A 14,684-nucleotide genomic window follows, 5' to 3' on the forward strand; every position below is an offset into this window, starting at 1 on the left:
CATGGAAAACCAAATCGTCGATTCGGTCGAAGCCTTGATGGCGAAGATCGACGAGGTCAGGAAGGCACAGGAAATTTTTGCAACGTATTCGCAGGAGCAGGTCGACAAAATTTTTACGGCGGCGGCGCTCGCGGCGAACAACGCGCGGCTCCCGCTCGCCAAAATGGCGGTCGCGGAAACGGGCATGGGCATCGTGGAAGACAAAGTCATCAAAAACCACTACGCGGCGGAGTATATCTACAACGCGTATAAGGACGTCAAGACGTGCGGCGTCGTCGAAGAGGACGCGGCGTACGGCGTGAAAAAGATCGCCGAGCCCATCGGCGTCGTGGCGGCGGTCATTCCGACCACAAACCCCACGTCTACCGCGATCTTCAAGACGCTTATCTGCTTGAAAACGCGCAACGGCATCATCATCAGCCCCCATCCGCGCGCGAAGAACTGCACCATTGCGGCAGCGAAAGTCGTGCTGGACGCCGCCGTCAAGGCGGGCGCGCCCGCGGGCATCGTGGGATGGATCGATATCCCCTCGCTGGAAATGACCAACACGCTGATGAAGACGGCGGATATCATTCTGGCGACGGGCGGCCCCGGCATGGTCAGAAGCGCCTATTCTTCGGGCAAACCCGCCCTCGGCGTGGGCGCGGGCAATACCCCCGCCATCATCGACGACACGGCGGACGTGACTGTGGCGGTCAACTCTATCATCCATTCCAAGACCTTCGATAACGGGCTGATCTGCGCGTCCGAACAGTCGTGCATCGCCGTAGACGGCGTGTACGAGCAGGTCAAGGCGGAATTCGCGGCGCGCGGCTGTCATATTTTAAAGGGCGACGAACCGGATAAAGTGCGCAATACCATCATCATCAACGGCGCGCTCAACGCCAAGATCGTGGGACAGAGCGCGGCAAAGATCGCCGAGATCTGCGGCTTTACCGTGCCTGCGGCGACCAAGATCCTCATCGGAGAAGTGGAGAGCGTGGAACTCGAAGAGGCGTTCGCGCACGAAAAACTTTCCCCCGTGCTCGCTCTGTACCGCGCGAAAGATTTCGACGACGCCGTGCAGAAAGCGGAACGCCTGATCGCGGACGGCGGTTACGGCCACACTTCCTCCCTCTATATCGATACGATCACCGAAAAGGCGAAGATCGAAAAGTGGCAGGAGGCGATGAAGACCTGCCGTATGCTCATCAATACGCCGTCCTCGCAGGGCGCCATCGGCGACTTGTACAACTTCAAAACGACGCCTTCGCTCACGCTCGGCTGCGGCACATGGGGCGGCAACTCGGTTTCCGAAAACGTCGGCATCAAGCATCTTTTGAATATCAAAACACTCGCGGAGAGGAGGGAAAACATGCTCTGGCTCAGACTGCCCGAAAAGGTCTATCACAAAAAGGGCTGTTTGCCCGTCGCTCTGGAAGAACTCAAAACCGTACTCGGCAAGAAAAAGGCGTTCATCGTCACCGATTCTTTCCTGTACGAAAACAACTATATCAAACCAATTACCGATAAACTGGACGAAATGGGCATCCGCCACACTTGTTTCTATAACGTGGCGCCCGATCCCAACATTGCCTGTGCGAAAGAGGGCGCGAAACTGATGCGCGAATTCCAGCCCGACGTCATCATCGCGCTGGGCGGCGGTTCCGCCATGGACGCGGGCAAGATCATGTGGGTGCTCTACGAACACCCCGAAGTGGATTTCATGGACATGGCGATGCGTTTTATGGATATCCGCAAGCGCGTCTATACCTTCCCGAAAATGGGTGAAAAGGCGTATTTCATCGCCGTCCCCACATCCGCGGGCACAGGCTCGGAAGTCACGCCCTTCGCCGTCATCACGGACGAAGCGACCAATATCAAATATCCGCTCGCCGATTACGAACTTTTGCCGAAAATGGCGATCATCGACGCCGATTTCATGATGAATATGCCCAAAGGACTGACCAGCGCGAGCGGTATCGACGCGCTGACGCACGCGCTGGAAGCGTACGCGTCGGTCATGGCGACGCCTTATACCGACGGGCAGGCGCTCGTGGCGATGAAACTGATCTTCCAATACCTGCCGCGCGCCTACGAGAACGGCGCCAACGATCCCGAGGCGAGGGAGCAGATGGCGAACGCCTCCACCATGGCGGGCATCGCATTCGCAAACGCTTTCCTCGGCGTGTGCCATTCCATGGCGCATAAACTGGGCGCGTTCCATCATCTGCCGCACGGCGTGGCGAACGCGCTGATGATCTCCGAAGTCATCCGCTTCAACAGTGCCGAAGTTCCCACGAAAATGGGCACGTTCCCGCAGTACGCTTACCCGCATACCATGCAGAGATACGCCGAAGTCGCGGACTATCTGGGGCTGGGTGGCAAGACGGATGCGGACAAGGTCAAAAATCTGATCAAAGCGATCGAACAACTCAAAGAGCGCGTCGGCATCAAAAAGACCATCAAAGATTACGGCGTGGACGAGGAGAAATTCCTTGCGACGCTCGACGAAATGTGCGACCAGGCGTTCGACGACCAGTGCACGGGCGCGAACCCGAGATATCCTCTGATCTCCGAGATCAAAGAAATGTATCTCAAATGCTATTACGGGAAATGAGGGAGGAAAAAATCATGGCGGAAATCATTCAGAAAACGCAGAAAAAGACCATTTACAGAGAGGGCAAAACGCTCGTCAAACTGTTCAACAACGAATACCCCAAGTCGGACGTTTTGAACGAGGCACTCAATACGGCGCGCGTGGAGGAGAGCACCACGCTCAATGTGCCCGCGGTGCACGAAGTGACCAAAGTCAACGGCGAATGGGCGATCATTCAGGACTTTGTCGAAGGCAAGACCATGCAGCAACTGATGGAAGAAAATCCCGATAAGACGGGCGAACTTTTAAACGAGTTTGTCGATCTGCAAGTGGAAGTGCTCTCGCAGAAAGTGCCGCTTCTCTCGCCCCTGAAAGATAAAATGCACCGCAAAATTTCGGCGACGAAGTTCGATAAAACGACGCGTTACGATCTGCACATTCTTCTCGACTCTTTGCCCAAGCACGATAAACTTCTGCACGGCGATTTCAACCCCGCGAACGTGATCGTATCGCCCGACGGCAGAAAATTCATCATCGACTGGGCGCACGCTACGCAGGGCAATGCCCGCTGCGACGCGGCGAGAACGTACCTTTTGTTCAAACTGGAAGGCAAGGACGACCTTGCGGAAGAATATCTGAAACTCTTTTCGGAAAAGACGGGCATTGCCAAAGTGCTCGTACAAAAAGCGCTTCCCATCGTGGCGGCGAGCCAGACGATGAAAGCGATCCCCGAAGAACAGGCGTTCCTCGAAAAATGGGTGAACGTGGTCGATTACGAATAATTCGGAACGATGAAAAGCCCCGAGTGCGGCATTGCCGCACTCGGGGCTTTTTTATATAGGCGTTATCTTCCTAAAAAATAATCGGCAGAAACGTCGAAAAAATCACAAAGCGCTTTTAACGCGGAAATACTCGGTTCCCTTTCGTCGCTTTCCCAATAAAATATTACGGATTTCGAGTAATTGATTTTTTTTGATAATTCAATGACCGAAATTCCTTTTTCTTTGCGTAATTCTTTCAATCTTTTTCCGAAGCCTTCCATAAGATGATTATACTATAAATAATTCATTTTTGCTTGACAATTCCACTATTGTGGCATATAATATAAAAAATCCACTATATTGGAAAAGGAGTAAATATGCAAAAAAAATATTCGGTCATGCGGCAGATTTATTTAGGCAGAAGAGGAGATTTTCAGATCTACAAACTTACAAAAAACTGTAAAACTTTACAAAAGTTATTCTGTAAAAAAGCCGACGATTTTGAGTTGAAATTGAATGAAGATTTAAAAAATGAGTTCGGACAAGTGATGGATACGTACGGTGACCTTTATTCCGAACTCATGTTGGAGCGTTATGAAGAAGGATTTAAAATGGGGCTGCGCCTGGCGTTTGAGGCGTTCGACGACCCCGAAACGGATTTCGACGAATAAAATCCCGCCGCTCTCAGAATTGAGAGCGGCGGGAACGCAAAAAAAATCTTATAAACTTTCTAAATAGATCGAGGCGTTGGTCGCGGCGATCGCGCCGTCCGCGACCGCGGTCGCTACCTGCCGCACGGGTTTCGTCCTGCAATCGCCCGCAACGAACAGACCTTCCGTTTTGGTTTTGCAATTTTCGTCCGCGACGATATACCCGTCTTTGTCCAGGTCGGCGAGGTCCGCAAACGCCGCGTTGTCGGGTACCTGCCCGATCGCGACGAATACGGCGGGAATTTCGTGTCGGCATACGTTGCCGTCTTTATCCGTGTATTCGATGGCTTTCAGTTCCGTGTCCCCGATAAAATCCGTCACGGCGGTATTCGGGCGCACTTCGATGTTTTCTTTGGCGCGCAGCGCTTTTACGAGTTGTGCGTCTCCGAAAAATTTATCGAACAGCGTGTAAACGTACACTTTTTTGCAATAACTCGCGAGCAGCAGCGAATATTGCAGGGCGGTGTTCGCGTCGCCTATAACGGCGACCTCTTTCCCCTTATAAAACGCGCCGTCGCAAATGGCGCAGTAATATACGCCTTTGCCCACCAAATCGTCCCTGTTGCTCTTGGTCTTTAAGTGCTTATGCTTTACGCCCGAGGCAATGATCACGCTTTTTGCCTCGTATTCGTTGTATTCGGTCTTGACGGAAAAAATTTTATCGGCGCGCTTTTCGATGCGTTCCGCTTTTTCGATCTCCACCTCCGCGCCGAGCGCCGAGATCTGTTCGAATAAATTGTCCGCGAACGCCTCGCCGCTGATCTCCTTGATGGAAGGGTAATTTTCCAGCCGCGGGGAAGTCGCGATCTGCCCTCCAAGGCTCTCGCTTTCCAACAGTAATACGCTCTTGCCGTTTCTCAAAGCGTAGAGCGCGGAGGTCATGCCCGCCGCGCCCGCGCCGATGATAATTACGTCGTACATATCAGCCGATGCTCTCGATATATTTTCTGATCTCGCTGGCGTTGTCGTAGGTCTTGAACCCGTCGCCTTCGGGAACGAGCAGCGAGGGAGCCTTTTTCACGCCGAACTTCGCGGTCGCCGCCGCGTCTTCTTCGGCGTTGACGATCGCATATTTCACGCCCGCCTTGTCCAGCATCATTTTGCTGGTCTTGCAGTTCGGGCAGCCGTTTCTGGTAAAGAGCACGGGGCCGTCCAGTTTGGGCGCCGCCGCGTTGACCTTTTCGCACACTTTCGCCGCGCTCTTCGCGTGCAGTTTCGAGTTCGCGATATCGTACACCTTGCGGTCCTTGAATTCCTGCGCCTTGCCGTCGTTCCAGTTCTGCACGGGACGGTAGTAGCCCGTGATGCGGCTGTAAACTTCCGTCTTGCCGCCGCAGACAGGGCACTTGAACTGTTCGCCCGCAAGATAGCCGTGGTCCTGGCAGATGGAATACGTGGGGGAAAGGGTATAATAGGGCAGTTTATAGTTCTCCGCGATCTTCCTGACCAGCGTCGCCGCGGCTTTCCAATCGGGGAGTTTTTCGCCGAGGAATGCGTGGAATACCGTGCCCGAAGTGTACAGCGTCTGCAATTCGTCCTGAATGTCCAGCGCGTCGAAAATATCTTCCGTGTATCCCACGGGCAGATGCGAACTGTTGGTGTAATAGGGCGTGCCGTTCATGTTCGCGGTCTTGATATCGGGATAGCGCTGTACGTCGTGCTTGGCAAAGCGATAGGTCGTCGATTCGGCGGGCGTCGCTTCCAAATTGTACAGATCGCCGTATTCCTCCTGATAGTCGGAAAGACGCTCGCGCATATGATTGAGCACTTTTTTGGTGAATTCCTGCGTTTTGGGATCGGTCATATCCTTGCCTAGCCATTTGGCGTTGAGACCGACTTCGTTCATGCCCAAAAGCCCGATGGTCGAGAAGTGATTTGCGAAGGTGCCCAGATAACGCTTGGTGTAGGGATACAGCCCCTCGTCCAAAAGGCGGGAAATGACGGTGCGCTTGGTTTTTAAGGAGCGCGCCGCAATGTCCATCAGACGGTCGAGCCGCTTGAAAAATTCATTTTCGTCGGCAGCCAGATAGGCGATGCGCGGCATATTGATGGTCACGACGCCGACGGAGCCCGTCGATTCGCCGCTGCCGAAGAACCCGCCCGATTTTTTGCGCAATTCGCGGAGGTCCAGGCGCAGGCGGCAGCACATGCTGCGGATATCGCTGGGTTCCATGTCCGAATTGAGGTAATTGGAGAAATAAGGCGTGCCGTATTTCGCGGTCATTTCGAAGAGCAGTTTGTTGTTTTCCGTATCCGACCAGTCGAAATCCTTGGTAATGGAATAGGTAGGGATGGGGTACTGGAATCCGCGTCCGTTGGCGTCGCCCTCGATCATTACCTCGATGAACGCCTTGTTCACGATATCCATTTCTTTTTGGCAGTCCTTATACTTGAAGTCCTGCTCCTTGCCGCCCACGATCGCGGGAAGTTCCGCCAGATCGTTGGGAACGACCCAGTCGAGGGTGATATTGGAAAAAGGCGCCTGCGTGCCCCAGCGGCTGGGGGTGTTCACGCCGTAAATGAAACTTTCGATGCACTTTTTCACCGCGTCGTAGGAGAGGTTGTCCGCCTTGACGAAGGGTGCGAGATAAGTGTCGAACGAAGAGAATGCCTGCGCGCCCGCCCACTCGTTCTGCATGATGCCCAAAAAGTTGACCATCTGGTTGCAGAGGGTGGCGAGGTGCTTTGCGGGGGCGGACGTGATCTTGCCCGAAATGCCGCCCAGACCTTCCTGAATGAGCTGTTTTAAAGACCAACCCGCGCAATAGCCCGTCAGCATACTCAGATCGTGAATATGCAGGTCGGCGTTGCGGTGCGCGTTGGCGATCTCGTCGTCGTAAATTTCCGAAAGCCAGTAATTGGCGGTAATGGCGCCGCTGTTGGAAAGGATCAGCCCGCCGACCGAATAAGTCACGGTCGAGTTTTCCTTCACGCGCCAGTCGGTCGCCTTCACATAACTGTCCACGAGTTCTTTATAGTCGAGAATGGTGGACTTCATGTTGCGGATCTTTTCTCTCTGTCTGCGGTACAGTATGTATGCTTTGGCGATGTCCGCGTAACCCGCCTGAATGAGCACCTGCTCCACGCTGTCCTGAATATCTTCGACGGCAACGAGCCCGTCCTTGATCTTATTTTCAAAGTCGGACGTGACTTTGAGGGCGAGCATATCGATCACGCTGGGGTGATACTGTTTTTCCTGCGCTTCGAACGCTTTCGTGATGGCGACAACGATCTTATGAATGTCGAACTCTGCTTTTGCACCGTCTCTTTTGATTACGCGATACATCGATTCAATCCTCCCAAAACTTTCGGTAGGGCTCTATTATAGCACCGCCCCTTGCGATTGTCAATACTCTTGCGTCAATATTTAGTGTAAAAAATTTTTTATAAACACAAGATATGGTGTTTGCAACACTTTATCGAAATTTGTTCAGGAATTTAAAAAAAGGATTGTAAGCACTGCACGGATATGTTATAATGATTAAAAATAGTTGGAGGGATTCATGAAACTAACAGGTCGTTCGGCAGCGGGCTCGGAAATTACGTATGAGGAAAATTTTTGGACGGGCAAACGTAAGTTGTACGTAGATGGCACCGAGATCGCGAAAGCAGATCGGAAAACCTTTGTAAAAGAAGAAGAGGATGCAAAGCATTATTATTGTATAAGGGGAAATTTTATTTCGGGAGTAACGGTCATGGCAGATGCGGAAGAGATCGTCCTTTGCAAAAATCTTTGGTACGAATGGATATTGATCTTCTTCCCGTTGGTGGGAATCGTTTTCGGCGTAGGCTTCGGCGGCGCGATAGGCGGCGGACTGAGCGCTTTGTTCTGTATGATCGGCGCGGTTTGCAACGCGATCTTGCTCCGTTCCAACCTTTCCAAACCTTTGTCGGTGATTCTCTGTATCGTCGTGGGCGTTGTTGTCAACGCCGCATGGATCGGCATTTGGTTGCCGATTATGTTAGCGATTTCGCAACACATTTAAAAAAGGGCTATACAGCCCTTTTTTTATGCCTTTTTCTTTTTTTTAAAGGAGGGAAACAGGACGATGACCAGTCCGACGCCCGCAAAAATGCCCCAGTGCGGTACTTTTACGGCAACTTCGTCCAGCCTGTCCAGCGCCTTATCCAGCCCGTAATGCACGAACGCCTCGCGGGGAAGTTCGTCCGGGCGGATGCTTTCCAGCAAAAGACCGTTATATCTGGTTTCGAAAATATAAAACTGCCTGCCGAACGCGCGATAGGTGTAGATCTTTTCGACGTCGGAGATCACCTCGTTCTTTTTCGCCGCGTCGTATTCGTTGAAATGCAGATTGGAATAACTGAGCGCCGTCTTGACCCCGTCGCTCACGATGACGAATTTATAACTGAATATCATCACCGAAGCGGTCGCGACGATCAGAAAAAATTTGATAAAAATGCGCATAAGAAACCCTTTCTAACCCTAAAACGTACTTGTGTTTCGTTAGTATTATATAGCGGATCCGCGGTTTTGTCAATGTAAAAGGCGAATCGTATTTGCAAAAAACGGCGATCTGTGATATGATAGTTGCAATGGAAACACAATTTACGGGCAAACTCGGCGAGGGAGAAGTCGTCGAAGAATTGTTGGAAGGCGGGCTGAAAATCATTCAGAACGTCAAACTGTACCGATTTACCAGCGACAGCGTGCTTTTGACGCGGTTCGTCAAAGCGAAAGCGCACGAGAAGGCGGCGGATTTCTGTGCGGGCAGCGGCATCGTGGGACTGCATTTTTACGCGCTCAATCCCGAAAAAGTCGAGAGCGTCGCCCTTTTCGAAATGCAGAAAGATCTTTCCGATATGAGCCGACGCTCCGTGGCGCTGAACGGTTTGAAAAATTTTACCGCCGTGAACTGCCGCGTGCAGGATATCGGCAAGGAATACGACGAGTATTTTTCGCTCGTGCTCGCCAATCCGCCCTACGAGCGCGGCGGTTTTTCCAACGACGATTACAAAAAAGCGATCTGCCGCAAGGAGATCACGGTCACGCTCGCGGAGATCGTGGACGCGGCGTTCGCGAAACTGAAATTCGGCGGGCGGCTCGCGCTCGTCAACCGCGCCGACCGCGTGGCGGAAGTGCTTTTCGCCATGAAATCGCGCGGCATCGAGCCCAAGCGTCTGCAATTCGTGCGCGGCAGCGCAAACGCCAAACCGTATCTGTTGCTCGTCGAGGGCACCAAGGGCGGGAAGGAGGGCGTGGACGTTCTGCCCGATCTCGTCAACGTCAAATAAAGGAATAAAAAAATGGTTTATTTTATCGCCACGCCGATCGGCAATTTAAAAGATATCTCTCTGCGCGCGCTGGAAGTTCTGCGCGGCTGCGACTGCGTTTTCTGCGAGGATACCCGCCATTCGCTCAAACTGCTCAACCATTACGAGATCAAAAAACCGCTGTACGCCTGCCATCAATTCAACGAGCGGGCGGCGGCGGACAAATTGATCTCGCTCGCCCGCGAGGGCAAACAGGTCGCCGTCGTCACCGACGCGGGCACCCCCGTCATCTCCGATCCTGGCAATGTATTGGCGTCCGCCATGCGAGAGGCGGGCGTGGAATTTACGCTGATCCCCGGCGCGTGCGCGTTCGTGGCGGCGCTCGTGCTCTCCGCTTTCCCCGCCGACCGCTTTTCTTTCATAGGATTTTTGCGCGGCAAAAAGAGCGAAAAGCGCGCGCTGTTGCAGGAATATGCGTCCGATCGCGGCACGCTCGTCATTTACAGCGCCCCGCAGGACGTGGATGACGACGTCGCTCTTTTATTCGAGGCGTTCGGGCCGCGGAAGGCGGCGGCGGTGCGCGAGATCACCAAAATTCACGAAAGCGTGGAATATTTCGGTCTGGAAACGGGGCTTGCGGGCGAAAAGCGGGGCGAGTACGTGCTGCTCGTGCAGGGCGCGGAAAAGTCGGAAAGTCCCTTGAACAGCCTTTCCGTCTCCGAACACGTGGCGCACTACGCAAAGCAGGGTATGGAACAAAAAGAAGCGTTCAAGCGCGTCGCCAAGGACAGGGGCGTGTCAAAAAGCGAGATTTACAGGGAAATGATCACGCAAAAAGAGGAAGATTCGTAAAATTCTACCGTAATTCGACAACCTTCGAACGCAGGTATTTGGCGATTTCGGTCTTTCGGGGTTACAATAAAGAAAAAAGGAATGAGAATTATGAACGACTTCGGCAATTATTTGTACACTCTTCGGAAGGCGAAAGGCTATACGCAGGCGGAACTCGCGGATAAACTGGGCGTGACCAACAAAGCCGTTTCCAAATGGGAGACGGGCGAGGCATTTCCCGAAACGGCGCAACTTGTGCCGCTCGCGGATATTTTCGGTGTCACGACGGACGAACTCTTACGCGGCAGGAGCGCGCAATGCGCGATCCCGCCGCAGGAAAACGAAACGCCTCCCGCAGACAGCGCAGAGGAGATCGCGCGCAAATATCAGCCCGACTGGTGGCACAAAAAATTCGCCGCGCTTATCGTGTGCGGGTTCGCCTCCATTGCGGCGGGTGTCATTTCCGTCATCGCGGCGGGATTGCTCACCGAAACGGAATGGGTGCATATTGCCGTCACGTGCGCGCTGATGGCGCTCATCGGGATCGGCGTCGATCTGTTCATCTACGCGGGCGTCGCTTCGGAATATGCCTTTCTGCCCGTGAAAGACGGCGCATGGAAATCGCAACTCGGCGCGTTTATCCGCCGCTTGCTGGCGGGAATGTCCTTTGTCATGCTCGGCGTTATCGGCATCGTCTCCTGCGGGCTGTTCGAAGAGGGGGCGCTGTTGCCCAGCCGTGCGGCATTCGTCGGCGTTATTCTGGCGGGGTTTGCCTGTCTTGCCGTCGGCGTTTTCTTTTTCATTTACGGCGGCGTCGTGTGGGACGGCTACCGCAAAAAAGTCGTCAGCCGCAGCATGAAACGGGCGGCTCGCTTTTTGACGGACGAAGAAAAAGAAGACATAAACGCGGTTCTGGAAGAGCGGGACGCTCTGCGCGCGATCGCGAGAGAAGACGAGCAAGACAATTCGCTCGCGGGCAAACTCAGTTCGGTCATCATGCTGCTCGCTACCGTCGCATTTTTGCTGCTGGGCTTTTTGGGCGGCTTATGGCATCCCGGCTGGGTCGTCTTCCCCGTGGGCGGTATTCTGTGCGCCGTCGTCGGCGTTATTTTCAAAAAAGACCGCTAAATCAAAAAGGACTGCCGGCGGCAGTCCTTTATTAAATTTCTATTTGCAGGATTTTCCCGCAATCGGGAACGCTTAAACAAGAAAAACCGATCTTTTTGAGCGCGGCGACGACGATATCCCGTTTTTCCATGATGCGCGACGGATCGTGCGCGTCCGAGGCGTAGGAAACTTTCCTGCCTCCCATCTCATAGTACCGCCGCAAAATATCCGTGTCGGGGAGAAAGGGGCTGCCCGCCGTCTTGGAGGAAGTATTGATCTCGAGGATTTTATCTTTTTCAACGATCCTGTACAGAATACGGTCGAGTATTTCGGAAAAATCTTCGTAACGGATCTTGGGATCGGCATATACGGCGTTGCGCGAACAATATCCGATGTGCGCCACGATATCGTAGGGGTAGGGCGCGTCCAGACTCGCCAAAACCGCCTGAAAATAGGCGTTGTAAGCGTCGCGCTTTTCCTTGCCGCGCGTGTATTCGGGAAAATAACATTCTTCGCCCATACAGGTATGAATGCTGTTCACCACGAAATCGGGATGAAACGAATCTATGATCTTTTGGTATTCCCGAAAGCAAAAGGGCCCGTCGTGAAAGCCGAATTCGCAGCCGATCAAAAGATGCAGTCTGCCGCGGTATTCTTCCTGCAAGGCGCGCGCGGTTTGAAAATAGAGCGGAATATTGATCTCGTTTTCGGTTTCGCCTTCGATCTCTATGCCCTGCTCGGTATAATCATAATTTACGTGTTCGCTGATCCCGTAATAGGAAATCCCTTTGGCAAGCGCCGTTTCGATCATATCGCGTATATCGCCGCGTCCGTCCGCGGAGAATTTGGTGTGGGTGTGGATATCCGTCAAAATCATCGTTTTGCCTCTCAACTTCTTTTCCCTATCATAATAATGTTTTTTTTGCCGTTCGTCAAGCGCAAAGCGGCAAAAACGGAGGACCCTTTTGCGGGCCCTCCGTCTGTTTTTACGTGTTTGCGGGAAGATCTGCGATCTTAAATACGCTCAAAGTGGCGTAATTGAAGACGATATCGCCCTCCGTGACGACTTCCAGCCGCGAACCCGCCGCAGTCACCGTTATGATCCGTGAAACAGATTCGGGAGCGTTTTCCGTGGAAATGTGGAAGATGTGCTGTGCGGTCGCCCCCTCCAGCCGCGTTCCGTCCAAGGTCAGATAGACCTCGTTGGTCGAAGGGAACGTCGCGCCCGTCGCAGGAACAGCCGTCCCGCTGAAAGCGGCGAAATACACGCCCGGTTCGTTAAAGACGATATCGCCCGTGTTCGCCGTGTGCGAAAGAGCGGTGCCGTTCAGTTCGGTGTTGTCCGAGAATATTATGGGACTGCCGGCAGTGATCGTCGGCGTCGTATCCGCATAGGCGGTAACTGTATCCAGCGGCACGCTGCCCGCGGCGCCCGTCGCGCCCGTTGCTCCCGTAGGTCCGGTCGCGCCCGTGATGCTTGCACCTGTCGCGCCCGTAGGCCCTGTCGGACCCGTGGGCCCTGTGATTCCCGTCGCGCCCGTTGCGCCTGTGGCGCCCGTGATGCTTGCACCTGTGGCGCCCGTAGGCCCTGTCGGGCCCGTGGGGCCTGTGATTCCCGTTGCGCCCGTCGCTCCCGTCGCGCCTGTCGCTCCCGTGATGCTCGCACCTGTCGCGCCCGTAGGCCCTGTCGGGCAGGTACCGTATGGGAATTATTTTTTGTTATCCGGACATGAATTAAATTTATAATAAATATGGATCTCGCGAGGGGCGTTATCCGTCGGGGATTCTCCGATCGTGATAAATTCGATAAGTTGTAAACACATTTCGCGGGTGAGATCTTCACAGTTGCTGAAACGCCTGCATTCCGCCAGATACCTCATGGCGTCCGCGTCGTCCTCGTTCTTTTCGGCAAGGCGTTGTTCAATCTCGGCGAGAGCGGCCTCTGTCGCAACTTTTTCAGTCTGATATTTTTCACAGAGATTTTTGCACACGTTTTCGGGAAGATCGCCGAGCACTTTTTCTTCAAACGCGGACTGTATCAACCGATCCAATTCCGCAAGCCTGTTTTTGAACGCCCGCCGCTGTTTTTCGTCTGCGTTTCTGTTCTGAGCGCCGTGCTTTGCCATATACTGCAAAAAGCAGCGTTTTTCTTTTTCCTCATCGAATTTACGATCGCCGAGGAGAGATCGGATATCCTGTAAAACAAGGCTTTCGATCTGCTTTTCGGGGATGGAATGAGAAGTACAATACTTTTTCCCGAGATCGGTATAAGTACGGCATTCGTACGTATTGCAAGGTTTTTTACGTGAACGGGCAGAGGTCTTGCGTTTCAATTTTTTCCCGCAGTCGGCGCAGACGAGTAAGCCTGACAGGGGATGTACGGCATTTTGTTTGTCGGTCCTGCCGCGGGAAACCGAACGGTTGATTTCCTGTACTTTTTCCCACACGTCGAGAGAAACGATGGGAACGTGCGCGTTTTTTCGGACGACGTGTTCGTTTTCGGGGACGTTCGCCGCCTTGTGATTTTTATATGAAACGCGCGCCGTGCGGTGCTGTGTCAGCGTGCCGATGTATGTCGTATCCTTGAGAATTTCCGTTACCGTTTTGGGCGACCAGTACGGAGAGGCGCGCCGCTCAGACTTTTTCCCGTCCAATCTCGTATAATACGCCGTGGGATTTGGGATCCCTTCATCGGTCAGCGCCTTTGCGATGGTGCGTGCCGAATAGCCCTGCAAGCGCATGTCGAAGATGCGCCGAACGACTTTTGCAGCAGGCTCGTCGATCCTTGCCGTGCGCTTGTCGTCCGTGTCCGCCTTATAACCGTACGGGTATGCCCAGTTAGTATACTTTCCCGCGCGCCAGTTTGCGTCAAGCACCGCGCGTATCTTTTTGGAAGTGTTTGCCGCGTGCCATTCGTTGAACACGTTCATAATGGGCATCATATCCATGCCTGCGCTGCCGCGGTCGGCGGTATCTACATTGTCGCTCAGGGCAATAAAGCGGATGCCGTACGCGGGGAAAATATAGTCGATATACTGCCCGACCTGTATGTAATTTCTTCCGAACCGCGAAAGATCTTTGACGACGATCGTATCCAGATTGCCGTTTTTCGCGTCGTTTAAAAGCCTCTGTATGCCCGGACGCTCAAAATCGGTCCCTGACCAGCCGTCGTCCACGTATTCACCCGCGATCGTGCCGCCGTTTTCCAAAACATATTTTTGCAGGATGGCGCGCTGATTTTCGATGGACATCGACTCGCCGCATTTCTCGTCGTCGCGCGAGAGGCGCAGATAAAGCCCTGTTCGATGCAAATTTTGCATTTTGAAACCCGTATCTCTTGCCCGTATACGCGGCAAGAGACGTATTTTTTTATAGTACCATATATATGGACTGTTGCGGGCTTTGTGTGACGGTAACTTTTTACGGTCGGGAGAACCTCGTTCGGAATATGTGAGAAATTTTAAA

At 53.3% G+C, this 14,684-nt stretch carries 15 protein-coding genes; 8 read left to right on the forward strand and 7 right to left on the reverse strand.

Features of this window, described 5'->3' with window-relative positions; genetic code table 11:
- Nucleotide 1: 1 nt before the first annotated feature.
- Together adhE and ESZ91_RS04860 are read left to right on the forward strand one after the other, a co-directional pair.
- A complete protein-coding gene (adhE, locus tag ESZ91_RS04855) occupies nucleotides 2-2,599 on the forward strand; it encodes a bifunctional acetaldehyde-CoA/alcohol dehydrogenase (RefSeq protein ID WP_129224667.1) in 2,598 nt (865 codons plus the stop codon).
- Entirely contained in the window at nucleotides 2,596-3,360 is a 765-nt protein-coding gene (locus tag ESZ91_RS04860) for a phosphotransferase family protein (protein ID WP_129224669.1), read from the forward strand. The genes adhE and ESZ91_RS04860 overlap by 4 nt, the downstream gene beginning before the upstream one ends.
- A gap of 62 nt (nucleotides 3,361-3,422) precedes the next feature.
- Here ESZ91_RS04860 and ESZ91_RS11905 read toward each other — a convergent pair whose 3' ends face one another.
- Entirely contained in the window at nucleotides 3,423-3,620 is a 198-nt protein-coding gene (locus ESZ91_RS11905; protein WP_129224671.1) for a helix-turn-helix domain-containing protein, read from the reverse strand.
- Between the two features lie 96 nt (nucleotides 3,621-3,716).
- Here ESZ91_RS11905 and ESZ91_RS04870 point away from each other — a divergent pair, with 96 nt between their 5' ends.
- Nucleotides 3,717-4,010, forward strand: a complete 294-nt coding sequence (locus tag ESZ91_RS04870; protein WP_129224673.1) for a DUF6809 family protein — start codon at nucleotides 3,717-3,719, stop codon at nucleotides 4,008-4,010.
- Between the two features lie 48 nt (nucleotides 4,011-4,058).
- Here the strand turns inward: ESZ91_RS04870 and ESZ91_RS04875 are convergent, their stop codons facing one another.
- Nucleotides 4,059-4,970, reverse strand: a complete 912-nt coding sequence (locus ESZ91_RS04875; RefSeq protein ID WP_129224675.1) for an NAD(P)/FAD-dependent oxidoreductase — start codon at nucleotides 4,968-4,970, stop codon at nucleotides 4,059-4,061.
- 1 nt (nucleotide 4,971) lies between these two features.
- The gene (locus ESZ91_RS04880) at nucleotides 4,972-7,335 is read right to left on the reverse strand and encodes a ribonucleoside triphosphate reductase (RefSeq protein WP_129224677.1); all 2,364 of its coding nucleotides are present in this window, start codon (nucleotides 7,333-7,335) and stop codon (nucleotides 4,972-4,974) included.
- Nucleotides 7,336-7,552: 217 nt separating this feature from the next.
- On the opposite strand from ESZ91_RS04880, the gene ESZ91_RS04885 reads away from it, so the two are divergent.
- Complete coding sequence (locus ESZ91_RS04885; protein ID WP_129224679.1) at nucleotides 7,553-8,035, forward strand: hypothetical protein; 483 nt, start codon at nucleotides 7,553-7,555, stop codon at nucleotides 8,033-8,035.
- Between the two features lie 23 nt (nucleotides 8,036-8,058).
- On the opposite strand, the gene ESZ91_RS04890 is transcribed toward ESZ91_RS04885, so the two are convergent.
- A complete protein-coding gene (locus tag ESZ91_RS04890; RefSeq protein WP_129224681.1) occupies nucleotides 8,059-8,475 on the reverse strand; it encodes a hypothetical protein in 417 nt (138 codons plus the stop codon).
- A 116-nt stretch (nucleotides 8,476-8,591) separates the two neighbouring features.
- Between ESZ91_RS04890 and ESZ91_RS04895 the strand changes: the two genes are divergently transcribed.
- From ESZ91_RS04895 to ESZ91_RS04905, 3 genes are all read left to right on the forward strand, one after another.
- Complete coding sequence (locus ESZ91_RS04895) at nucleotides 8,592-9,302, forward strand: tRNA1(Val) (adenine(37)-N6)-methyltransferase (RefSeq protein WP_129224683.1); 711 nt, start codon at nucleotides 8,592-8,594, stop codon at nucleotides 9,300-9,302.
- A gap of 12 nt (nucleotides 9,303-9,314) precedes the next feature.
- Nucleotides 9,315-10,133 carry a 16S rRNA (cytidine(1402)-2'-O)-methyltransferase gene (rsmI, locus tag ESZ91_RS04900; RefSeq protein WP_129224685.1) on the forward strand — a complete coding sequence of 273 codons (819 nt, stop codon included), beginning with the start codon at nucleotides 9,315-9,317 and terminating at the stop codon, nucleotides 10,131-10,133.
- A 90-nt stretch (nucleotides 10,134-10,223) separates the two neighbouring features.
- Nucleotides 10,224-11,240, forward strand: coding sequence for a helix-turn-helix domain-containing protein (locus ESZ91_RS04905; protein WP_161971058.1), 1,017 nt, complete (start codon nucleotides 10,224-10,226; stop codon nucleotides 11,238-11,240).
- Nucleotides 11,241-11,271: 31 nt separating this feature from the next.
- Here the strand turns inward: ESZ91_RS04905 and ESZ91_RS04910 are convergent, their stop codons facing one another.
- The gene (locus ESZ91_RS04910; protein ID WP_129224689.1) at nucleotides 11,272-12,096 is read right to left on the reverse strand and encodes a histidinol-phosphatase HisJ family protein; all 825 of its coding nucleotides are present in this window, start codon (nucleotides 12,094-12,096) and stop codon (nucleotides 11,272-11,274) included.
- A gap of 109 nt (nucleotides 12,097-12,205) precedes the next feature.
- Nucleotides 12,206-12,637, reverse strand: a complete 432-nt coding sequence (locus ESZ91_RS04915; RefSeq protein WP_129224691.1) for a hypothetical protein — start codon at nucleotides 12,635-12,637, stop codon at nucleotides 12,206-12,208.
- A gap of 55 nt (nucleotides 12,638-12,692) precedes the next feature.
- Between ESZ91_RS04915 and ESZ91_RS11725 the strand changes: the two genes are divergently transcribed.
- Nucleotides 12,693-12,965, forward strand: a complete 273-nt coding sequence (locus ESZ91_RS11725; protein WP_201270853.1) for a hypothetical protein — start codon at nucleotides 12,693-12,695, stop codon at nucleotides 12,963-12,965.
- Here the strand turns inward: ESZ91_RS11725 and ESZ91_RS04925 are convergent.
- The gene (locus tag ESZ91_RS04925) at nucleotides 12,929-14,539 is read right to left on the reverse strand and encodes a recombinase family protein (RefSeq protein ID WP_129224693.1); all 1,611 of its coding nucleotides are present in this window, start codon (nucleotides 14,537-14,539) and stop codon (nucleotides 12,929-12,931) included. The two genes, ESZ91_RS11725 and ESZ91_RS04925, sit on opposite strands and share 37 nt — an antisense overlap.
- Nucleotides 14,540-14,684: the final 145 nt, after the last annotated feature.

The organism is Candidatus Borkfalkia ceftriaxoniphila (assembly GCF_004134775.1).
In the GTDB taxonomy this organism is placed as follows: domain Bacteria; phylum Bacillota; class Clostridia; order Christensenellales; family Borkfalkiaceae; genus Borkfalkia; species Borkfalkia ceftriaxoniphila.